The sequence below is a fragment of the Methanobacterium paludis genome (assembly GCF_000214725.1).
Taxonomy (GTDB): domain Archaea; phylum Methanobacteriota; class Methanobacteria; order Methanobacteriales; family Methanobacteriaceae; genus Methanobacterium_C; species Methanobacterium_C paludis.
Genome location: NC_015574.1, coordinates 1820733 through 1843088, shown reverse-complemented (window position 1 = coordinate 1843088; position 22356 = coordinate 1820733). Strand labels below are relative to the sequence as shown.

General features: G+C 34.8%; 22 protein-coding genes. 5 read left to right on the top strand and 17 right to left on the bottom strand.

Going from position 1 to position 22356, the window contains the following annotated elements:
• Positions 1 to 98 precede the first annotated feature (98 nt).
• The 10 genes from MSWAN_RS08625 to MSWAN_RS08580 form a co-directional block, all read right to left on the bottom strand.
• Positions 99 to 734 carry a stage II sporulation protein M gene (locus MSWAN_RS08625; RefSeq protein ID WP_013826257.1) on the bottom strand — a complete coding sequence of 212 codons (636 nt, stop codon included), beginning with the start codon at positions 732 to 734 and terminating at the stop codon, positions 99 to 101.
• A 204-nt stretch (positions 735 to 938) separates the two neighbouring features.
• Complete coding sequence (locus MSWAN_RS08620) at positions 939 to 2036, bottom strand: tryptophan--tRNA ligase (RefSeq protein WP_013826256.1); 1098 nt, start codon at positions 2034 to 2036, stop codon at positions 939 to 941.
• 189 nt (positions 2037 to 2225) lie between these two features.
• Positions 2226 to 2729, bottom strand: coding sequence for a tRNA-intron lyase (endA, locus tag MSWAN_RS08615; RefSeq protein ID WP_013826255.1), 504 nt, complete (start codon positions 2727 to 2729; stop codon positions 2226 to 2228).
• A 212-nt stretch (positions 2730 to 2941) separates the two neighbouring features.
• Entirely contained in the window at positions 2942 to 3526 is a 585-nt protein-coding gene (gene hxlB / locus MSWAN_RS08610; protein WP_013826254.1) for a 6-phospho-3-hexuloisomerase, read from the bottom strand.
• Between the two features lie 182 nt (positions 3527 to 3708).
• Positions 3709 to 4377 (bottom strand): NADPH-dependent F420 reductase, encoded by a 669-nt coding sequence (gene npdG / locus MSWAN_RS08605; protein ID WP_013826253.1) that lies wholly within the window; start codon positions 4375 to 4377, stop codon positions 3709 to 3711.
• A gap of 129 nt (positions 4378 to 4506) precedes the next feature.
• Complete coding sequence (locus tag MSWAN_RS08600; protein WP_013826252.1) at positions 4507 to 5265, bottom strand: sugar phosphate isomerase/epimerase family protein; 759 nt, start codon at positions 5263 to 5265, stop codon at positions 4507 to 4509.
• A gap of 530 nt (positions 5266 to 5795) precedes the next feature.
• Positions 5796 to 7640: a PINc/VapC family ATPase gene (locus MSWAN_RS08595; RefSeq protein ID WP_013826251.1), complete on the bottom strand. Its 1845-nt coding sequence runs from the start codon at positions 7638 to 7640 to the stop codon at positions 5796 to 5798.
• On the bottom strand, positions 7641 to 8096 hold the full coding sequence (gene hisI, locus MSWAN_RS08590; protein ID WP_144011637.1) for a phosphoribosyl-AMP cyclohydrolase: 456 nt from the start codon (positions 8094 to 8096) through the stop codon (positions 7641 to 7643).
• 73 nt (positions 8097 to 8169) lie between these two features.
• Positions 8170 to 9513, bottom strand: a complete 1344-nt coding sequence (gene hisS, locus MSWAN_RS08585; RefSeq protein ID WP_013826249.1) for a histidine--tRNA ligase — start codon at positions 9511 to 9513, stop codon at positions 8170 to 8172.
• Between the two features lie 417 nt (positions 9514 to 9930).
• The gene (locus MSWAN_RS08580) at positions 9931 to 10593 is read right to left on the bottom strand and encodes an RNA ligase partner protein (protein WP_013826248.1); all 663 of its coding nucleotides are present in this window, start codon (positions 10591 to 10593) and stop codon (positions 9931 to 9933) included.
• 357 nt (positions 10594 to 10950) lie between these two features.
• Between MSWAN_RS08580 and MSWAN_RS08575 the strand changes: the two genes are divergently transcribed.
• Both MSWAN_RS08575 and MSWAN_RS08570 read left to right on the top strand, forming a co-directional pair.
• Positions 10951 to 11802: a shikimate dehydrogenase gene (locus MSWAN_RS08575; RefSeq protein ID WP_013826247.1), complete on the top strand. Its 852-nt coding sequence runs from the start codon at positions 10951 to 10953 to the stop codon at positions 11800 to 11802.
• Positions 11803 to 11932: 130 nt separating this feature from the next.
• On the top strand, positions 11933 to 12796 hold the full coding sequence (locus MSWAN_RS08570; RefSeq protein ID WP_048188411.1) for a TatD family hydrolase: 864 nt from the start codon (positions 11933 to 11935) through the stop codon (positions 12794 to 12796).
• Positions 12797 to 12980: 184 nt separating this feature from the next.
• Here the strand turns inward: MSWAN_RS08570 and MSWAN_RS08565 are convergent, their stop codons facing one another.
• The 7 genes from MSWAN_RS08565 to MSWAN_RS08540 form a co-directional block, all read right to left on the bottom strand.
• On the bottom strand, positions 12981 to 13556 hold the full coding sequence (locus tag MSWAN_RS08565) for a TIGR00267 family protein (RefSeq protein ID WP_013826245.1): 576 nt from the start codon (positions 13554 to 13556) through the stop codon (positions 12981 to 12983).
• Between the two features lie 156 nt (positions 13557 to 13712).
• Positions 13713 to 14993, bottom strand: a complete 1281-nt coding sequence (locus MSWAN_RS12345; protein ID WP_013826244.1) for a tetratricopeptide repeat protein — start codon at positions 14991 to 14993, stop codon at positions 13713 to 13715.
• 37 nt (positions 14994 to 15030) lie between these two features.
• Positions 15031 to 15240: a TIR domain-containing protein gene (locus MSWAN_RS12340; RefSeq protein WP_013826243.1), complete on the bottom strand. Its 210-nt coding sequence runs from the start codon at positions 15238 to 15240 to the stop codon at positions 15031 to 15033.
• 128 nt (positions 15241 to 15368) lie between these two features.
• The gene (locus tag MSWAN_RS08555) at positions 15369 to 17105 is read right to left on the bottom strand and encodes a tetratricopeptide repeat protein (RefSeq protein WP_013826242.1); all 1737 of its coding nucleotides are present in this window, start codon (positions 17103 to 17105) and stop codon (positions 15369 to 15371) included.
• Between the two features lie 24 nt (positions 17106 to 17129).
• A complete protein-coding gene (hmgA, locus tag MSWAN_RS08550; RefSeq protein WP_013826241.1) occupies positions 17130 to 18338 on the bottom strand; it encodes a hydroxymethylglutaryl-CoA reductase (NADPH) in 1209 nt (402 codons plus the stop codon).
• Between the two features lie 145 nt (positions 18339 to 18483).
• A complete protein-coding gene (gene sucD / locus MSWAN_RS08545; protein WP_013826240.1) occupies positions 18484 to 19344 on the bottom strand; it encodes a succinate--CoA ligase subunit alpha in 861 nt (286 codons plus the stop codon).
• Between the two features lie 157 nt (positions 19345 to 19501).
• A complete protein-coding gene (locus MSWAN_RS08540; protein WP_013826239.1) occupies positions 19502 to 20227 on the bottom strand; it encodes a hypothetical protein in 726 nt (241 codons plus the stop codon).
• Positions 20228 to 20658: 431 nt separating this feature from the next.
• Here MSWAN_RS08540 and aroD point away from each other — a divergent pair, with 431 nt between their 5' ends.
• The 3 genes from aroD (at position 20659) to MSWAN_RS08525 (ending at position 22337) form a co-directional block, all read left to right on the top strand.
• Positions 20659 to 21327, top strand: a complete 669-nt coding sequence (gene aroD, locus MSWAN_RS08535) for a type I 3-dehydroquinate dehydratase (protein WP_394295788.1) — start codon at positions 20659 to 20661, stop codon at positions 21325 to 21327.
• Positions 21328 to 21335: 8 nt separating this feature from the next.
• On the top strand, positions 21336 to 21977 hold the full coding sequence (locus tag MSWAN_RS08530) for a S24/S26 family peptidase (protein WP_048188053.1): 642 nt from the start codon (positions 21336 to 21338) through the stop codon (positions 21975 to 21977).
• Positions 21978 to 22142: 165 nt separating this feature from the next.
• The gene (locus MSWAN_RS08525) at positions 22143 to 22337 is read left to right on the top strand and encodes a YwbE family protein (protein ID WP_013826236.1); all 195 of its coding nucleotides are present in this window, start codon (positions 22143 to 22145) and stop codon (positions 22335 to 22337) included.
• Positions 22338 to 22356 lie beyond the last annotated feature (19 nt).

Here is a 22356-nt window from a genome sequence, read left to right as displayed (position 1 = left end):
TAAAATTAATTCTAAGATTATTAATGATATCTTAATCTTTGAATAAGGAATATAACTGTTAAATTAAATCTCTGTTTTCATGTTGAAATTCTTAACAGTTATAAAACGCCTCGAATATAAGTACCCCATGGAATGCTTAAGTTAGCCTCAATGAAGGCTGCAATAATTAGGAAAACCACTGCAATTCCAAATAATTTAAGTGATTCTACAAATTCGTCTGCATGTATTTCCAGGACATGTTTAAGTTGGCCTGTGAATGATATATCTGATCGTATATGTGTTATATCTTTTAAAATATGCATAACACAACTTGCAAGCCGAAATCCTGCAGCACCTGCTATTACAATCCCTATGATTTCGGGAATTCCATGAGGTATCGTAAATATTATGAAATCGCCGAGAGGGAACTTGGTTGCTGCATATCCCAGAAAAGCCCCGTTTACAATTAGGTAAAATACTGTAAATAATCCCAGTACCAGGCCTCCACCGTAGATTAAAAAGGCAACTTTAAGGTTGTTTGCGAATATGGAGAATGTTGTGAGTTTCAACTCCCCTTCTGTCAACCTCCTTTTAAGATCTCCAAGTACACTCCCTAAAACCTGGTCTAACACTCCTGAAAAAGCGTAACCTACGAACATGGATACTAAAAATATCATGGTTGAAAGCATCAAAAAAGTTTCATTACGCTTGTAAAGTCCACCAAAAAAACCATCATGCTTATCTTTTTTCAGCATTTATATCCCCGCTAATTTTGTATTCTTTCTACCCCTATTCCTTGCTTTACCAATCATTTACTAACTCAATTAATCCATATCCCTAGAATTATAAATTTTATCCTTAACTAAATTTAATCCACAGAGTCTAATTCGTCAACAATGTTATTTAATAATTAAATTATTACTCATTAACTTATATTTTTATCTAAACAATCGTGCTAATCAGTCTTTAGCTAAAATTTTTTCTGCCAGATCTCCTGCTTTCTCTCTCCTTTGAGATATGTCTTCAAAGAATTTTTTCATCATGCTTGATGCTTTATTCTTGCACTCACCACACATAACTGTACCGTTTTTACAGTTGCTGTATATCTCCTTGAGATCCTCGTCTGACTGGACAAGATGGTAAAGTAACATCTCGTATACAGCACAGTCCTCTGGAACTCCGCCTAATTTCTTCTGTTCATCTAAACTTTCTCTTCCGCCTGTTTTTGCGCTTTTAACTTTCTTTTCAGCCACTTCAGGAGAGTCGCTCAGGAATATAGCAGTTTTTGGTTTGCTGCTTGACATTTTGTCACCTGTAAGTCCGGTTATAAAGCGGTGATAAGTTGATGATGGTGCTATGAAGTTAAATTTGGACTTGAAACGCTCTGCAATATCCCTTGTAAGTCTTATGTGAGGGTCTTGATCAGGACCCACAGGTACAACCGTTGGCTTGGGACCGCCGCACTCCTCAAGTTGAGGGTGCAGTATGTCAGCAACCTGTACAAGAGGCACGTACAAATGAGACACGTTTGTAGAACCTCCAAAACCATATATGGCTTTCATTTCATTCAGATTGACCTTACGACCAAGTAGATAAGCAAGATTCTGCACCACCTTGTTCTCTGACTGAAGGTAAGTGTGAACATTTTTTTTGGTGAAATCAAGACCCAGCGCTATGTAATTTGTTATGTACTCCGAAACTGCGAGCTTCCTTGATTCTTCAAAGTCAATATCTCTTGCAGAATATGACTCCATGTCTGCTATGGGAATGTAGATATCGGCACCCTTTGTTTGGTACCATACTAACTGGTCAACGATCATCTTGTGACCTATGTGCATCTTTCCACTGGGCATCATTCCGCTTACAACTGCAAAGTCTGATTTTTCCCGCATAGCCTTTACAATTCTTCCATAATCCCTCTGTCCAAAGATTATACCCCTTTTCATGAGAATATGCGGGTCTTTTATATTTCCCATCATATCTTTAAATGGTTTTATTCCGAACTGCTCTATGAGCTTTTCATAGTCTAAAACAGCTGAACTCCATGGATCTATCAATGAATCACCTTATTTGATTTGTTTTTTTTGATTTGATAATTTTGAGGTAATTAATAAAAAATTATTTGATTAATTCTTTGAATTAATTTGATTCTTCCTCACTCTAAAAACACGAACATTAACCTTAAAAAGATAGACGTTCTGATATGACATCTTATCTAATTTGGGTTTAATTTTATCTAATTTGGTTTACGGACGCGTCCATTCCATGTTATAGTAAGTTATATCGTTTTCATCATCCACAACAGCGAATAAGAGTTTTTTGTTTACTCCATGGGCCACTCTTACGTAGCTGGACAGATCAAACATTGTCATTGTACAGTTTTCAGGTGCAACCTTTACAAGGTAATTTGAATGGCCGTCTCCTGGAGATTTTCCTCTTTCATACAATCTGAACTCAGAACCGTACTTGAAACCTGTTTTAACAATATAACCTCTATTTTTGAGGTCCCGGAATACGATGTACATTGTGAAAAGGTTTTTGCTGCGGATTAATTCGAACATCTCATCTAGAGAAAGTTCTTTATCGTCACTTAAAATTTCTAACTTATCCTTTTCCATTAAATAAAGTGCTTCAATGAGTGAAAGCTGTAATCCTTCCTCTGTAACGTTACCGTAGTGGCTTTTTTCGTGGAGTTTTGCTCCTTTATTTTCTTCTATGATCACTAAATCTCCGGATAACTTTGAATTCATTTTTAAACCAGCCTCCTCATTTTAATAATAGCTCTTGGGGGGTTCATTTTTATAGATTTTTTAAAATATTTAATTTTTTATCTAATATTTGGATAAAACTTGTCAAATTGTTAGTCAAAATGTTTAAAGGTTTTTAAACACTTCTAGATGTTATTAACCTTATAATACAGTTTTCATGTATAAATCTAATATACGTGCTGTTTACTTCATTATTACTCTATTGTGGCGTGTCTCTTTTTTAAATCAATTTCTTTCTTACCGAGTCGTGCCATAAATTCAGCTATAAGGCCGTCAAGGAATAAATGAGTACTATCTTCAAAAAGAGTTCCCATTGGTGTTAAATCATCATAATTTCCCTTTAAAACGTTTGATGTATAATGTTTCCAGGGCTCTTTTGTTTTACTTTCTATGTTAACAGCGATGTCTATGCGTTTGCCTAAAGTTGAGGATGTGTTGGCTGTTATACCTACAACAGTAGCTCCAGTTTCTTTAGCTGTTCCGGCAGCCATTGTAACAGCTTTAGTTTCACCTGATCCAGATATTGCGATGAGGCAATCCGTTTCTTTTATTGCAGGTGTTGTTACATCTCCAACAATGTGTACATCGAACCCAAGATGCATGAGTCTCATTGCAAATGCTTTACCCATAAGCTCGGATCTTCCACTTCCCACTATGAATGTAGATTCTGCATTTAGGATAGAATCTATCATTTTGTCGACTTGTTCTTCATCTATCTGGTCTATAACTTTTAAAGCGTGTTTTGTTATATTTTCTGCTGTTTTTTTTATGTACTCCATTTTTTAAACCCTTATTGCTGGTAGTTTAGTCTTATAGTATAAATTTTAATTGTATTTTAGCTTTTGATTGTATTTTTAGTAAGAATTAATTTCCATTTGAGATTAGTAATAAAAATATCCCATATAAGAATATTTTAATTGTTATTAACCCTTAAATATAAAAATTGGGTAAAAAATTTAAATTAAAGCCCTGTTATTCTTATGCCTGCAGATTTTATCTTGTTTCGGATGTTAAGATTTATTAAAAGTGGTGTTATCTTTTCAACTATCTTTGAATTTTCAAGAGGACCGCAATCTACTGCTTTGACATCAGGAATTTTTTCTGCAAGTTCCATAACCTCTCTTTTGGCGTCCTCATCATTTCCGGATATGAGACAGTCACATTGAACATCTTCGTCAATATTTGTGAGTGCCGCTGCACTTATATTGTTAAATGCTGCTACAACATTCGTGTCAATGTCGCGTAAAAATTCTGCTGCTCTTTCAGCTGCAGAACCTTCCCAAAGGTCCACGTATCTTGTAGGTTTGCCTCTGATACATGTTTCAAGTGGAACTGTTGCATCAATAAATGTTTTACCATTAAGTTCATCTTTAATACTTTTAAGGGTTGGCATCTGTGCTTGAAGAGGCACAGTTAAAAGAACTATGTTGCATTCCCTTGCAGCGTCGGGATTGGCCATTCCAGTAACGTTAATTTCATCAGTTTTTAATGTATCTTTTACAAGATTTGCAGCATCTTCAGCTTTTTTTGCATCTCTTGATCCGATTATAACTACTTCTCCAGCTTTTGCAAATCGAAGTGCTAGTCCTAGTCCTTGATCTCCGGTTCCACCAATTATTGCTATTTTCAAATAAAAATCTCCCTTTAATTTTTACGGCACTGTTATGTGTATCTAATTTTTTCTAATCTCTATGATTAATTTATCTTTTGGTTTTCATCTGCAGTTTATCTGCACTAAAAAAAGGTTAATTCTAAAGTTCTAAAAATCTGTGATATATGTTTTAAGATAATCAAGACTTTCTATTATCTCATGGGGATGTTTAACTTCCACAACCAGAATGCCATCGTATTTTATACTATTGAGTTCTTTAAAGAATGTTTCAAAGTCTATATTTGCACTGCCAAGTGCATTGTGGTTGTCAAATGATCCATCATTGTCGCTGAGGTGTATATGTTTTATAAATTTTGATTTAAGCATTTCTTTTACAGAAACTCCCATATTATTGGCGTGACCCACATCCAATGTCATATAAGCATTTATATTGTTAACAATTTCTTCAAGCTCGTTTAAATCTTTGCCGAATAACCCTTTAATATCAGGCATATTCTCAACGCACATCCGGACACTGCAGTCATCTGCATATTCCGAGCATTCTCTTAATGAATCCAGATTGTATTTCAGGATCTTCTCCTGAAATTTGTCCCCAAGGATCGGCATAGACCCCGGGTGCACTACAACAACTTTCGATTTCATTTCAGATGCGATATCAATTGAATTTTTTATTTGTGAGACTGATGATCTTCTTATGGCATCGTTGTGGGATGCGATGTTAATGTCTGAAAGTGGAGCGTGCACACTTATCTTAATATCATAAGAATCCAAAGTATCATGGTTTATAGCATCATAAGGATATTCATTTATAATTTCGCAGTATTTCACGCCCTTATCTTCGAGACATGAAAGTATTTCATCGAGGGGTTTGGGGTACAGTGCCAGGGTTGATACGCTGATTTTCATTTTAGATCTCCTTTAATATCATTTCCCTTCATAATTTAATCATAATTTAAACCTTTACTTACTTTAAACTACAATTTTAAAACATTTAGTTCAAGTTTATACCTATTTAACATTAGGGCCAATTTCTAATCTGCTACCGACTTTTAAAACTATTTATTAATCACATTTATTAATCATTTCATTAATTAAACTTAATCAAACTTAACTAAGTCCAATTCATTATCTAAAATTAATCAATAAATTAAAACTTATTATTCCATTTTAATTTCAAATACATATAAATTATCGAATATTTTCATAATACTAAAAACAGAAAAACTAGAATTGGTCCCTACCCTTTATTTTTCCTATTTCGACACTTGGTTCAAATATTATACTTGGTCAGATATTATAGTCAATAATCAAAAATGGTATAAATAAAATGAAAAAATAAAATAAATCAAGTTTCAAAGTTTAAAATTTTAGGGATTTTTAACTTTTAACCATTTTAAGGTTTAGTTAGTAATATTATGAAATATTAGTTAGTGTTTTCATAGTAACTCTTGTCTAACCCTTGCATTTATAGATATGTTCTTTTTTAGAGCATTTATTATTATATTTGCAAGTTCTATGTCCTTTTTTATCTTTATATTACTTTTTTTGCCAACTGTGGCTGTGAATAAATATTCGTCATCCACAAGAATATCGAATGGTGTGCCAACAGCATCTTTTTGGAAGTTTAGAACAATGTAGTTTCCTGCAAGCTCTGCTTTGATTGGGAATGTGTTATCCTGTGTTTTATCCTTTTTTTCGTTGACACTGAGGGGTTCCACACCTATGCTTATGCCTATGTGTTTCTCAACTTCATCTATGGTTTTTCCTTTTTTACCTATGAGTTTTGGAATATGTTTTTCGTCTATCCAGACTGTTGCACGTTTGTCGGATTTCATGGTGACCTCAACATGGGCATCGGGGATCCTGCGTTTAATTTCATTTATGATCTCACGTTCTGCAATTTTTTGGATTGGTGTTTTCTCAAAGGTGGTTTTTCCAATGTCCATGACTATGGTCTGTTCTCCATAGGTGTATATCTCGTGTGCGAGTTCTCCTGTATCAAAGTTCTTCACTTCTATAACAGGCCTTGAAAGATCGGCTTCGACCATACCTGTTGGAACCTTTACAGTTAATGCAATGTCGTATATTGCTGCAACACGGCCCTCATTTATGAATATAGTAGTGTCAATGATGGAAGGTATCATTCCAAGCTCTACTCGGCTTATAACCCTTTGAATAGCATCTATTGGTCTTGTAGAATGCACAACACCGATCATACCCACACCTGCAAGCCTCATATCTGCGAATATCCTGAAATCCTTTGTCTTACGCAGTTCATCGTATATTGTGTAATCTGGACGAACCAGTAAAAGAATGTCTGCTGTTTTTGCCATGTCATCCTCAAGGGGGGCATACTGGGTTATTTCATCTCCAACTTGAAGGTCTCGAGGTGATTCCATTGTTTTTACAATAGCACCAATATCTTTGCTATAAAAATCAGCTACGGCCTGAGCAAATGTTGTTTTACCCGCACCTGGAGGACCTGCAATTAATATTCCTTTGGCACTGTTTCTTAACCTGTCCATAAGTTTATCAGGAAGTTTGTAATCTTCAATTGAAACCTTTGCAACTGGTCTTACAACAGTTATTTCAATTCCATCTGAGAAAGGTGGTCTTGCAATGGATATACGGTACTCCCTGAATTGTACAACTGTTGCACCATCCATTTCTATTTCTATGAAACTTCTAAAGTCACTTTTGGCCCTCTCTATTATTTCTCGGGCCATTTTTTCTATTTCGATGCGTTTAAGCCGTTTTGAACCTATTTTAACCAGTTTTATATTTCCTGGAGTTCCTTTCTTTGCCATTGGCACAACGTTTTCTTTGAGGTGGATTGACATTGTGCTCTTGTCGAAGAATTTTCCTATTTCAAGGTCGGTGTAAACCACCATTTCCTGCTTCAAGTAGATGGCGTCCAGTCCCTGGGCCTCTGCAACTTCTTTTTGAACTCTGTCGCTTGTTATGAGGGTGGCATGGTACTTTCCTGCGGTGTTCCTTATCATGGCATCGATTTCCCCACCTTTTGCAAGGGATATCTCTTCAAGGGTTGGTCTTCTGCCTACAAAGGTCAAAGAAAGTTTACCTTCCTTACAAAGCTTTTGAAGTTCTTTAAGTTCTTCTAACCCATTAAAACCTGTTTCTCTTCCCTTATTTGCCTGGTTTTCCAATTCAGATATAACTGCTTCTGGTATTATCACCTCACAGCCTTTATATTCCTTAACCTGAACGATTCCTGTGATTCTACCATCCACAATCACACTTGTATCCGGGACTATTTTCATTTATTTCTCTCCATAAACTTTTTCAGGTTCAAAAACCTTGTCTTTAACTATTTTTAATTTATATTCTTTAATATTTACATCATTGGAGTTATCATGGGATATTTCCCTAAAAAAACATGAATAATAGCCTTCGTGGCATGCAGCACCTGTCTGTTTAACTTTGAGAAGAACTGCATCTTTATCACAGTCAGTGAATATTTCCTTAACTTCCTGGATGTGGCCTGAGCTTTCGCCTTTAAACCATGGTTTTCCTCTGGAAGTACTCCAGTAGTGGGCTTTTCCAGTTTCAAGAGTCTTTATGATAGCTTCTTTGTTCATGAATGCAACCATCAAAACTTCAGAGGTTTCATAGTCCTGTGCAACAGCTATGACCAGGTCTTCACCATTTACGTTATGCCTGAAATTTAAATTTAAAAGATCTTCGTCCTTAGGATCTACCTTTTCAAGATCTTGCATCCTAGGATCTACTTTTTTAAGATCTTCCCTCGTAGGATCTTCATTCTTTTGAACCTTTTCAGTCTGGAGGTTTTCATTCATTTGAACCATCTTCTGGTGAATATGAACCATTGGAATTATGATCACTGGAATTAAGAATTTTCTTCAGGTGTGGTGCAATGTTATCGAGATCAATCAGTTCCTGCTCTCCGGATTTCATATTTCTCACGGTGATTTTTCCTTCTTCAAGGTCCCTTGCACCTACCAGAAGAACGTATTTCGTGCCGATATGGTCTGCATGTGAAAGAATCTTCTTCAACTTCCTTCCTGTAAGATCAACATCGGTTGAAACTCCAGTTTTTCTCAATTTCTGGGCTATTTCAAATGCTTTTAATTTCATATCCTCTTTTATGGGAGCTACGAATACATCCACAGTTCCTGCAATTGGAATCTTCGTGTCCTGTTTTCTGAGGGCGTCCATAACCCTGTCAAAACCGAATGCGAAACCTGTGGATTCAACTTCCTCGCCGCCAAATATCTCTATCAAATTATATGTTCCTCCACCACTTATCTGTTTTTGTGCGCCGAGACCATGAACGTAGATCTCAAACACAGTTCCAGAGTAGTAATCTAAACCCCTAGCAATACCCAGATTCACGATATAATCTGAGAAATCAAAGGCTTCAAGAGATTCAAGAAGTGATTCTAATTCTTTTAAAGAATTAAAAGCGTTTTCGTTGCATTTTATTATTTCTTCAACGTCTTTGAGTATATCTCGATGTCCAACCATATCTATAAGTTTTAAGAGAATTTCAGTTGGTTTTTGACCAATTTGTAACTTTTCAAGCAGATCTTTAAGCCCTTCAACGTCTCTTTTATCTATTAAACCCATCACCTGATCCTGTTCATCTCCAACTATCCCTTCGGTGTTGAGTATGCCTCGCAGGATTCCAAGGTTTCCTATGTGTATTTCGTAATCTTCAAGTCCCAGTTCTTCAAGGCAGTGGGCTGCCATTGCTATGATTTCTGCTTCTGAGCCAGGGGATTTGCCTCCAATGAGTTCGCATCCCATCTGCCAAAACTGTCTAAACCTGCCTGCCTGCGGCCTTTCGTATCTGAAACAGCTCCCAAAGTAGTACATTTTAATTGGTTTGGGATTTTTTTGCAACTCCTTTATGTAAAGCCTTGCAACAGGAGCTGTAAGTTCTGGTCTGAGTGCTAAATCCCTTCCTCCTTTATCCTGAAAGTGATAAATTTGTTCCTTTATTCCTTCACCGGATTTAGTGGTGAAAAGAGATAGTTCCTCAAATATTGGGGTTTTTATCTCGTTGTAACCATAAATTTCAAATATTTTTCTTAAGGTATTTTCAACGTGTTTCCTTTCTTTCATTTCATTAAAAAGGAAATCACGGGTTCCTCGAGGTCTTTGTATTTCCATTTAATTCTCCTGCCTTGTAAATATGATAAAAATGTTTTGTTTGTTATTGAATAGTCATAGAAAAATCTAATTTTTAAATAGTTTCACAGTCTTTTTGATTGAATCATCTCCAAAATTTGGAAAATGCACCCTAAAACATGATAAAACTTATTTGTAACATCGCATTTTTTATTTTTTTTAATATTTAACTTTTTAAAAAAACGGATTATATAAATTTTTACATCAAATATAATTTATATCAAACAGATCCTTTTTTAGATTTTTTTATCAACTAATATTTTTAACCTATCCTGATTTATAAACTATATTTTTCAATTTATTCTATTTTATAACTAGATTTTCAACTAACTTTTAATATTAATTAATTTTTTATATTTTAATTAACCTAATTGAATAGTTTAAAAGAACAGTTTTATTCTAATCGTAGTACTTTAAGTATTCTTTGAGCATTTTAGGGAATGATTTTGCACTTAAAAATCTGAGGCCCAACCTCTCTGCCCAAACTTTAATTCCCTCATCTGCTGCCACAACTCCTGCACCAAGCTCCTTGGCCAGAAGTAGAACGTCAAGATCTGGAGCGCTGTCCAGCGTACCTTTCCGAAGGGCTCCTCTGTAACGTTTTCTGAAGTCTGTAATGGATTTGCCTATTACCTCAACTTCTATGTTGGTCTTTTTCTTACCCCTTGACATCATGACCATAGATTCCACGGAAGCTTCCCATACAGCACTTTCAGAAATTCTCATGCCTTTATTCATTCTTTCTCTCATGTCCCTCACGTATTCATAGAATATCTGGGACGGTATTTTGGTATCATAACGGTTGGGGCTTTTTTTAACGATCCATGTTTCGGCTTTAACCATAATACTTTCTGGGCATTCATACCGGGCCATATAATCTACGAATTCTTTATAAGTGATTGGGGGCATGTGACAGCTTATATTAAGCTTTATCCTTGAACTTGCGATCAAGTCCATTAGAACGTCCACAGTTTTATTCAGTTCTCCTTCTCCAAAGTCATCGCGAAGTTGATTGTCCGTAAAAGCGGTTGTATCAAGAACAAATCTTTGTTTTGCAAGCATTTTACCACCCATCAACCTTTAATTGGGTTGATAATAACATTTTTGAATTGATCGAACTAGGGATTTAGTGGAAGTGTACCCCTATGAAATCATTTCTCTTTCAATTATCCATTGTTTATTCTCTAAACAGATTAATATAAAATATTGCATTATATAATATAACTAATAATGAAAGAAACTGCTTATCAGATGACTCTTATTTGGGAGTTACAATCCCTTGAAATGGAACTATTTCAACTGACAAAGATGTCTGGGGTTTTTATGGGAAATTTAACTATTGAATATACTTATTGAAAATAGAACAATTTTAATTACAGAATATAATTACAAAATATACAAAAATAAGGTGATAACCCGATGATAACCGGTAAAACAAGTATTTTTGGGATAATGGGTGACCCTGTGGAACACAGCTTATCTCCACCAATGCACAATACAACATTTAGTAAACTGGCTATCGACAGTGTTTATGTGCCATTTCATGTGAAGAAAGGTTATCTTCAATCTGCAATGGTTGGTGCCAGATCAATGGGGATAAAAGGATTGAACGTGACTATTCCACATAAAACAGCTGTTATAGAATATCTTGACTCCTTAGACACTGCCGCTAAACTTATAGGTGCTGTAAATACAGTAAAATTCGATGAAAATGAAGTTAAAGGTTATAACACAGATGGTTTAGGTGCAGTAAAAGCTATTGAAGAGGTTACAACTGTTAAAAATAAAAAAGTTGTAATCTTAGGTGCGGGAGGTGCTGCAAGGGCAATTTCATTCCAGATCTTATTGGAAGGGGCTGAAAGTCTTGTAATTGCAAATAGGACTTTTGAAAAAGCAATTGAACTTAAAGAAGACCTTGCTGGGAAATTGGACGTAAATGTGAAAACAGTAACTCTTGGTTTTGATCTTGAAAACGAGCTTAAAAATGCAGATATTCTCATAAACACAACTCCTATTGGAATGTATCCTAATGTAAACCAAAAACCATTGGTTACAGCAGATATGATGCATGGAGGACTCGTTGTAAATGACGTTGTTTACAATCCCCTTGAAACAGGTTTGCTCAAAGAAGCCCGGAAAGCTGGTGCACAAACGATTTCTGGTACTAAAATGTTGATTTATCAGGGGGTTGAGGCCTTCAGAATATGGACAGGGATTGAACCACCTGTGGATATTTTTGAAATGGCTTTGATGAATGAATTAAGACCCTAAACTTATCTTTGATTAACTTTAAAGATCATGTATTATGATGTGGTTAAGTGGTGGTTGATATTCTTTGATATTTTCACTTGAATATTTTTCATTAAATAAGGGTCAACTAGATAAAAAAAGGGGCGGTAAAATGGATGAAATTCCAGTAACAGACAATCATATACATGTGGATCCTGTAAATGGTGAGGGTCCAATTATGGTGGCCAATAAGTTCGGCAGATCCGGGGGTAAGTTCATGATAATTCCCAACAAACCCACATGGACCGTTGAAGGGCTGTGCAGTTTTAAGGAAGCTATGGAACTTGGTATAAAATATGTGGATGAAATAAACAATAATACTGATGTTAAGGCATTTTCAGTCCTTGGAGCACATCCTGCAGAACTTACAAGACGATTAGAAGCGGGTTTAAGTCTTGAGAAGGTGGAGTCCATGATGAGGGATGCGCTTGAAACAGCACAGAAGTTTGTTTTAGAGGGCAAAGCCATTGGAATAGGTGAAATTGGAAGGCCCCACTACGAAGTTTCTGCAGAGGAACTTGAGGTTCACAACAGACTCATGGTGTATGCAATGGAACTTGCGGCCGATGCAGACTGTGCTGTGCAGCTTCACACAGAGACTTCCGGGCCGGAACAGTTTCAAGAATTTGCAGAAATGGCAGATAAAGCAGGTCTTAAAAGATACAAGGTTATAAAACACTTTTCAGGGCCTTTCGTTCTTGAAGAGGAAAATCATGGTTTAACAACATCTCTTATAGCAACCCGAGATGTTGTAACAGAGGCTATTAAAAAGGCAAAAGGAACATGTGGCTTAAATTTCCTGATGGAAACGGATTACATGGATGATTTAACAAGACCTGGAGCGGTTCTCGGACCTAAAACAGTTCCAAAACGTACAAAAGAGTTATTAAGAACTAGTTTGATTACAGAAAAAGACGCCTATAAAATCCATGTTGAGAATATAGAAAGGGTTTATGGTATTGATCTTGGAGTTTAATTCATTTTTAATTCATTTTTTTAGTTAATTTTCAAATAGTAAAATCTTTGAAAATATTTAAAAATATAAATCTTGTTAATTCTTTGATGCAACTCTCTGATTTTAGAATAAATAAAAAAAAGAAAAAAATCCAATTAATTAGAAAAGGAAAATTTATCCAATCCAAATCTTTCCAATTAATCTTTTAATGTCCACCAATTAGGAAGCTTACAACACCTATAAGTACGCCTATTGCTACGATTTCAACACATGTTTTTAAAAGGCTTCCTCGGGACACTTTACCTAAATAAACTCCTAATATAATTAGGGCTATGAAACAAAGTGTGATGGTGGTCAAAATAGCGGTTACTCTTCCTGTAATTAATAGAAATGGTAAAACAGGTACGAATGAGCCTATAAAGCTTGATAATCCATGGGTCAACATGCTCATGTAAACTCTTCGTTTGGCTGCAACGTGAATAACTGTATCGTCGAGGGTTCCCTCTTCTAAAACCATTTTATGTTCAAGTTCTCTCATGGTACGAGATTCTTCAGCCCTTTCACCGATGAATGATCCGAAAGCGTTGGACATGGATAATGCTATGCCCCCGCTGAGTCCAGTTAATCCTATAACATAGTTCGGTGTGTGAAGCCCGCTTGCGCTCACCACTCCGCTTGCAGCCAGGGTTACACCCATAACTGCAAGAATGCCGTCCATACTGCCCAGTGCAATGTAACGGCTCATTTTAAGATATTCATTAATAAATTCGTGTAAGTTCATTTAGTTAATGTCTCCAATTATTTTAAAAATAATATCAAATTTTCATGATCTAGATCAATTTATCTTAATAATCAGGTTATTAAATTTATATCCAAATTCTATGGAAAAATTGTCACGTGATTTTTAATTTGCAAAAAATTAATTTTTTGATTAAAATTAGTTATTTACAACTTTTTTGAAATCTTTATCATCCCATAAATTTTTAAATATTTCATCTTTTTTTGCTTTTTCTTTAAATTGTGAATCAAGTTTTACGGCTTGAACTAAATATTTTATTGTTTTATCTTTGATATTTACAAATGCAAACAAAAATGCTAAACTATAAAAGTCTTGAGAGCTTTTTGGGGTTATTTTTTCTATTTTTTTTATAATTTCAAGGGCTTCTTTTTTTCTTCCAAGTATCTTCAAAGCTATTAATTTATTCACTAATAAAAATATTTTTGTTTCATATTTTAAAGCAGTATTAAATGCTAAAAGTGCTTCTTTGGGTCTACTTAGTTTAATTAATAGTGATCCTTTATCATTCCATGCTTTAATGAGATTAGGATTTATATGTGTTGTTTTATCAAAAGAATCTAATGCTTTCAAGTACTCATTTAATTTTATAAGTGCATGTCCTTTATTGAACCAGAAATCGGCGTCCTTAGGATTTAGTTCTGTTGCTTTGTCATATGCTTTAAGTATATCTTCAGGTGAACCTCCAATTTTTCCAAGAACAACTCCTATATTGTACCATGCTAAGGGATAATAGGGATTTAATATTGTAGATTTAACTTGTATTTCATAGGCTTCTTCAAAAAAGCCTATTTCATCTAAAATTACTCCAATGTTTGACAGGGCAACAGCATTTTTGGGATTTAATGTTATGGCTTCAATGTAATTTTCAAGAGCTTCGGGGATATTATAAAACTTTTTGAATATAACTCCTCTATTAGTCCAAGCAAAACTATAACTTGAATCTAATTCAATGGCTTTTTCGTATGCGTGGAGGGCATCATCAAAATAATTAAGATGGTAAAGAATAACACCTTTATTGGACCATAATTCTACCATTTTAGGATTTATTTTTATGGCCTCATTTATAGATTCAAGTGCTTCTTCAAAACGATTGAGTTTACAAAGAGTAATACTTTTATTGGATAATGCTGCAGCAGAATTATAATTAAGTGTCAATGATTTATTAAATAAGTTCAGGGCTTTATTGAAATCTGTGAAATTATAAAATAAAGTTCCTCTCCTTAAGTTTTCCTCAGAATCTTCTTCAATTTGAATATTCTGATTTTCTTTTTCAATTATACCTTTTAAAGTAATTATTACTTTATTGACTAATTCGGATTCATGTTTAAAGTCCAATTGTTGAAGTGTGGCAAGAATATTAGTTTCAGATCTTTCTATTCCTGAAAGTTTACATGGAATAATCTTTTTATCTAATTCCATAGCTAGTTTACACTCTCTTTTAACCTCTGGAGAGCCACTAGTTAATGTAGTTAATATAACAATAAAAAAAGTTTGATTCTTCTATTGATCTGTCTATTTTTTTCTTCCATTCACCTTCCATAATATCTTCAGATGCTAAAAAAACCTTGAATTCAGGATTTTTTGATTTTTCTAGGGCTTTTTTCAGATGTTCAGCATAGTTCCTTCCACTCAAAGTTTCGTAACTTATAAAAATATTATAGATCATCTAATAATCTCCACACAATGAAAAAATATATTACTACGATAGGGTTATAACTGAATTGGGACATTTTAAATTCGATGTTCTTTATTTACTGAATACTACTAATTGCAATTATAAATTTCACTTATGAATTAATTTACTAATTTTTTGAATTCTTCATCATCCCACAAATTTTTGAAGTCTTTATCTTTTTTAGCTTTTTCTTTAAATTTGGAATCTAATTCAATTGTTTTAGACAAATTTTTGAGGACATTCTTTTTATCTTTTTTAAGTGAAGAGTAAAGGCATGCTTTATTGTACCATGATCCTGCATTTTTTTTATTTAGTTTAATACTTGTATTAAATGCATTTAAGGAATCATCAAAAATTTTAAGTTCTAAAGAAATTAAACCCAAGTTATTCCATGCATCTACATATTCGGGTTTTAATTCTATCGCTTTTTTGTATGCTTCGCTTGCTTTTTTATTTTGATTGATTTTTTGAAATAATATCCCTTTATTGTACCAAACTTCTGCATATTTTGAGTTTAAACTTAATGCTTTGTCATATGATTGAAAAGCCTTTTTATGGTGTCCTAATTCAACTAAAGCGTTACCTTTATTGATCCATAGTTTAGGAAGTTTTGGATTTAAGTCAATAGCTTTGTTAAAAGATTTTAATGCTTTTTCATGAAATCCCATCTTAGCGAGCGAAACCCCTTTATTACCCCAAACTTCTGCAGATTCTGGTTCAAGTTCTATAGCCTTTTTAGCAGCATCCAATGCATCATTACAATGATTTAAATTGTTTAAAGACATACTTTTATTATTCCAAGCAACAAAATATTTAGGATTTATTTCTATTATTTTATCATATAAATCCACGGCTTCTTGATATTTTCCTAATTTATCCATTAATAATCCTTTATTCAGTAATGCTTCAATAAAATTTGGTTTTATATTTAGAGCAGAGTTATACATTTCTATAGATCTTTTAAATAATCCATTTTCACTCAATTTCAATGCATAATTATTTAATATTTCAGGATTTTTCTTTTCTAAGTTAAATGCAATTCTATGAGCTTCATAAGATTCTTTGTGATTCCCTGCTTTATCCAAAACTATTCCTTTAATTGACCAAGCAATGCCGTCTTTTGGGTTCTTATTAATATTTTTCTCTAAAATAGTTAAAGCTTCTTCAAAACGATCTAAAGCAGTTAAAGAAACTGCTTTATTATTTAAAATATAATTTAATCCTGGGTTGATAATTAAAGCATGATCATAAGCTTTAATTGCTTCTTCATATCTTTTTAATTTATCCAATAAAACTCCTTTATTATTCCAAACTACTTCCATCTCTGGTTTAAGTTCTGAAACTTTATCATAAGATTCAAGAGCTTTCTCGAATTGATTTAATTCATAAAATAAATCTCCTCTTTTACAAATTTCTTCAAAATCTTCTTCAGCTCTGATTTTGCTATGTCTTTCTTTTAATTTTCGGATATTTACTACAAGCTTGTCAGCGAGATCATACTTATCTTCAAATGTAATTCTTTGGAATCTTGATAATTCCTGTGTGTCTGATATGGGTATATCAGAGGACCTACATGTAATGATACTTTTATTTAACTTTAAAGCTTTATTACATTCTCTTTTCACTTCGTCAGAATTAAACGTTCCACTAGTAAATATAACAACAAAAAATTGGGCTTCTTCAATTGCGGAGTCTATTATATCTCTCCAATTGTCACTACTTAAAAGGATTTCTCGGTCGTAAAATGATTTGTAATTTGTTTTTTTAAACGCTTTATACAAATTTTGAGCAGTACTTCTTCCGGTCGTAGTTTCATATGCTATAAATATTTCATAAGGTGATTCGACATTATTCATTATTTGGCACCTTGTTAATTATAGCTATCCTCTTCCAAGCTCTTTATGAGCCCTTGCCAGGTGACCTGCAGCCAGTGCACCCATAAGTGAAAGTTCTCCGGCCAGAACAGTTCCTGCAATGATCTCAGCGAACTTCCCGACTTTGCCGTTGCCTGCGACATCCATGATCTCAAGGCATTCTCTGGCAGTTTCAAGACGTGTACCTCCACCTATGGTGGCTATTGGCATGTCTGGTAGTGTTACAGAGAAGTAAAGGTCTCCATCCACTTCTTCGGCTGTGGTTATTCCAAGGCTTCCCTCAACTATGTGGGCTTCGTCCTGGCCTGTTGCAAGGAATACTGCACCTATCATGTTGGCATAGTGTGCATTGAAACCCATACTGCCTGAAATAGCTGATCCAACTAAATTTTTGGCAATGTTAACCTCTAAAATTGCTTCAGGGGTTGTTTTAAGCTTTTTATTTACAATTTCTTTTGGTACAACAACTTCTGCAACCACACTCTTTCCACGGCCTTCTATGAAGTTTAGGGTGGATGGTTTTTTGTCAACGCAGAAGTTACCGCTTAATGCAATTACATGAGCTCCTGTCTTATGGGTTAAAAGGTTTAAAGCAGCTTCTGTTGCTATTGTAACCATGTTCATCCCCATACTGTCGCCTGTGGTAAAAACAAACCGTGGATAAACGTACTTTCCAACCACAACAATAGGATCTATTCTCACAAGTTTTCCGTGCCTGGTTGTTACTTCTGCAGCCTTTTTAAGTTCCATGAAATTTTTATCAATCCAGTTTTTAATTTCCACGGCATCTGCAACGGATTTTGCTTTTATAACAGGGGCTCTTGTCATTTTATCCCCAATTATCCTGACTGTTGCACCACCAGATGCTTTAATAACAGAACATCCCCTGTTTACAGATGCAACGAGTGCTCCTTCGGATGTTGCAAGTGGAACGTAGAATTCACCATCTGCATGTTCCCCATTTATATGAAGAGGACCTGCAAGACCCACAGGTATTTGCACTGCTCCTATAGGGTTTTCTATGTTCCTTTTCATAGCCTCTTCCATGTCAAGTGAGTATTTTGATAGGTTTTCCAGAGAGGTGTTTGAGAGTTTTTCTGCAAATTCTCGCCTGATATTAAGGGCTTCACCAACATTTTCTGTGTACTTTTCGATTTCGTGGAGTTTCATTTCCCCATTTAAAAGTTTAGTTATAATCTCCTTTTTTTCTACCATTTCTCTCACTTGTTGATTTTTAATTTAATTTTTTTAACTGAAAATAGGGTTAATTTCATGTACAAATCCAGTAGTATATATATTATATCTGCAAAACTTATTAAAATTTGTTTTAAATCCAATCTATTTAAATCAGAAATTGCTATTAAAGCTGTTTAACAATTTCTGCAATCTCAGAAGGTCGTGTTACAACGTGCACTCCTGCATTTTTAAGGGCTTTTATTTTACTTGCAGCTGTACCGCTTTCACCTTCTATTATGGCACCAGCATGCCCCATTCTTTTACCCTCTGGGGCGGTTACACCTGCAATGTAAGCTATAACCGGTTTTTGAATGTTTTGAGCTATGAACTCCGCTGCTTTCTCCTCTGCATTTCCACCGATCTCACCGATCATTACCATAACGTCAGTATCTTTATCATCCTCAAACATTTGAAGGACGTCTGAAAAGTCCATCCCAACAACAGGGTCGCCTCCAATTCCTAAACATGTACTTTGACCCATGCCTGCATTGGTTATTTGACTTGCTACTTCGTAGGTCAGTGTCCCACTCCTTGAAACTATTCCAATGTTTCCTTCGTTAAATATGTGGGTGGGCATTATTCCGAGCTTTCCAATGCCCGGTGTTATTATCCCGGGGGTGTTCGGCCCTATAATAGTGGTATTGTTCTGTTTTGCGTATTCAACTATTTCCATTGAGTCGTGGACTGGAATATGTTCTGTTATTATGACTGCAAGGTCAAGCTGTGATATGGCTTCAAAGGCCGCATCTTTTGCAAAGGGTGCCGGCACAAATATTATGGACGCATTGATATCTATTTCTTCTTTAACTTCCTCTATGGAGTTGTAAACATCAAGTTCTCCAAACTTTTGCCCGCCTTTTCCAGGGCTGGTTCCTGCCAATATTATATCTGTACCGTATTTGAGCATCTGTTCCGTGTGAAATGAACCCTGTTTACCTGTAACTCCTTGCACAACACATCTTGTGCTTTCATCAAGAATTATCATTATTATCACGCTCTTAAATCTATTGTAATTAAATTTTCCTCTATACGTCCCTATTTTAATTTACATCCTATTCTAATTTAGTTATTAATTGTATCATTACTATTAACTAAAAATAAATTATTTATATATAACTCATAATAACCTTAAAACAGTCCCTTTATTCTAAAATTCTCATCCTTGCTGCAAGAGGTACCGCAAGGTCCATTACGTTCCCATTCATGTAAGCTGAAACCGATAGTATAACACTTCCAGGAATTACGTAGGAAGGTGTTCCCCTTTTTACCATGTAAACATTTTTGTTGCCTAGTGCAGCTCCAATCATGGCACCTGCCACAACTCCAATGCTTTCTATGTCCTCGATGGTTGCAATGACTACAGGGTCATCTGTTTCATCTGAAACATATCCCACGCCAGGTATTTTGCGGATTCCATCTAAACTTCCTCCGCCAATGTCTGTGACATTTTCCATACCGGCTGCAGCAGCCATTACTGATTTTGCAACATTTTTAACGAAAGGTTCTCCGCCATAAGTGTCAAAAGCAATGATTATTCCATCGGGATATCTGTCCTGCCTTATATTTGCTTCTGCATAAGATATCCCTTCTCCGGCACCTTCAGGGGTTTCGGATATTCCATCCACATCTCCCAGATTCTCTGCATTTTTCCTGAGGATGTCTACGATTCCTGCGTTAATAATTTCTAACTTTTCATCAGGAACAAACGCACTTATAACCACATCATCGCCTGTGATGTTTGTTAGCGCAGCTTTATGGGCCCCAATATCCATAAGGGTAGGAATATCATTTTTAAGTCTTTTTATAAGTTCCATACTACAAGAAACGTCGTTTCCAGATATATCTGCACCGATTGAAGTTAATTTCAAATTTATCACCCCTTAAGAATTTAAAATCACGATTTAAATTCTATAAGATTGTTATGAGGATTTTTTGGTAATTTTAATGTTATTAAAATTATTTTATTTTTCTCCTGTCCCTTTTTTTGTAAATTCCTTAAATTTATCATGTATTCCATTAAGCATGTCTTATTAAGCATGCCTGATCATTTCATGCTTATATTGGGAGAACTTGGTTTTATAGATTTTTATAGGATTTTCCCAATTTCATTAATAAATTGTATGGGGAATATTCCATATGGAATAAATTTTTTAGTAAGAGATAAAGATGAATATTAATGGAATGGCTTATTAAATTGTACTTAAGATATAATATATCATCGAAATTAAAGTTTAAAAGTTCTTTAATTCAATTAACATAACTAAAAGTCTTAATTTAATTGAAGGAGTCGTGTTACACGTTGCCTGAAAAACCAATGATATGTGTCCCTATACTTGAAAAAAACTCTGAATCTGTTATTAAATCTGCAAATAATGCCATAAAAATGGGTGCAGATATACTAGAGTTCAGAATAGATGGGCTTGACGATCCGGATCCAGATGAGATAAAAGGTCTAATTAAGGATATAAACTACCCTTTTATTGCAACAAACAGAACGTCCAAGGAAGGAGGATCATTCGATGGATCGGAGGAGGAAAGAATAGAAATTCTTTTTGAAGCCGCTAAATATGCTGATTTTGTCGATATAGAGCTTAAAACCGATGAAAATTACAGATCAAAAATTATAAAAGTTTCAAAGGCTACTATAATTTCATATCATGATTTTAAAAAAACTCCTTCTGTAACAGAACTTCTGGATATTGTAAAAAGGGAAAGTGAAATTGGAGATATTTCAAAGTTTGCTGTGATGCCTGAGAACATACAGGACACTCTGGTGGTATTGGAAGTATTGTCACGTGTTCAAAATACCATAGGAATTTCCATGGGGAATATTGGAAAGTACACCAGGGTTATTGCACCACTTTTCGGTTCACCCATTACTTTCGCGTCATTGGATAAAAAATCAGCGCCAGGCCAGCTGGACGTCACAAACACGAGGAATATTTTAGATAAACTGGGAAATTGGTGATTATAACAATGAAATCAAGGACATGGATGATTTTAGCATCGATCGCAGTGATTGCTCTAGCGGTTACGGCATTTTATGTAAGTTCCAATTCACATGATGTTGGTATAACCATAAAAACCAATGGAACAGCCATAACAGCTGTAGATATGACGTCTTTTTCCATCATTCCATCCAGCATGAGAAGCGAAATCTGGCAGACGTCGGGCAACGATTTAAACGATGATAAAAGTACTGTTGATAGTTTTAAATCGGATATTAAAGCCATTGCAAAGAAATATAACTGCACCGCTTCAGTTAAGATAGAATCGCAGTTTGGAGTAGACCAACTTCCAATGCCGGCCAGTGTAAAGGGGACATCAATGGTTCCAACTCTTCAGGATGGTCAGAGTATAATTCTGCTTAAAACAACAGATTTAAAAGTTGGGGAGATTGTGGTTGCACGCCACCCAACCTATGGCCTCATAGTAAAGAGGCTTGCAGCAATCAATGGTAGTCAAGTCTATCTTAGAAGTGATAACAGGCAGATAGAAGTGATTGGTACCAAAACAGTGGTAGAAAACGGTCGTTCAGAGGTTTTAACCATTGAAAAAACACCTTTGGATACATGGCTCCCAAAAGAGAACGTGGTTGGGGTCGTGAAGGTTTATTAAAAACTTGAATGTGATTTTTAAAGATTATTGGGCTTTTTATTAATTTATCTAACTCCTTTCCTTTTTTATTTAAAAGGATATTAAGGTTCTCTAATTTAGATTTTGAAGTATCATAACATTTTACATGAAATTGAACGAAGAATACTGTACAAGAGGATTGAAACAATGAATGGACAAAACAGAAAAGATATTAAAAGGGGATCTGAAGTTTATATAGTACTGAAAAAAGATCAACGTAGTGGAAAAAGGACTAAAGGCATAGTTAAAGATTTACTCACGAAATCTTCATTTCACCCTCATGGAATAAAGGTAAGACTTGAAGATGGGCAGGTGGGGAGAGTTCAGGAGATAATAAAATAATAAACTACCAATTTGCCCG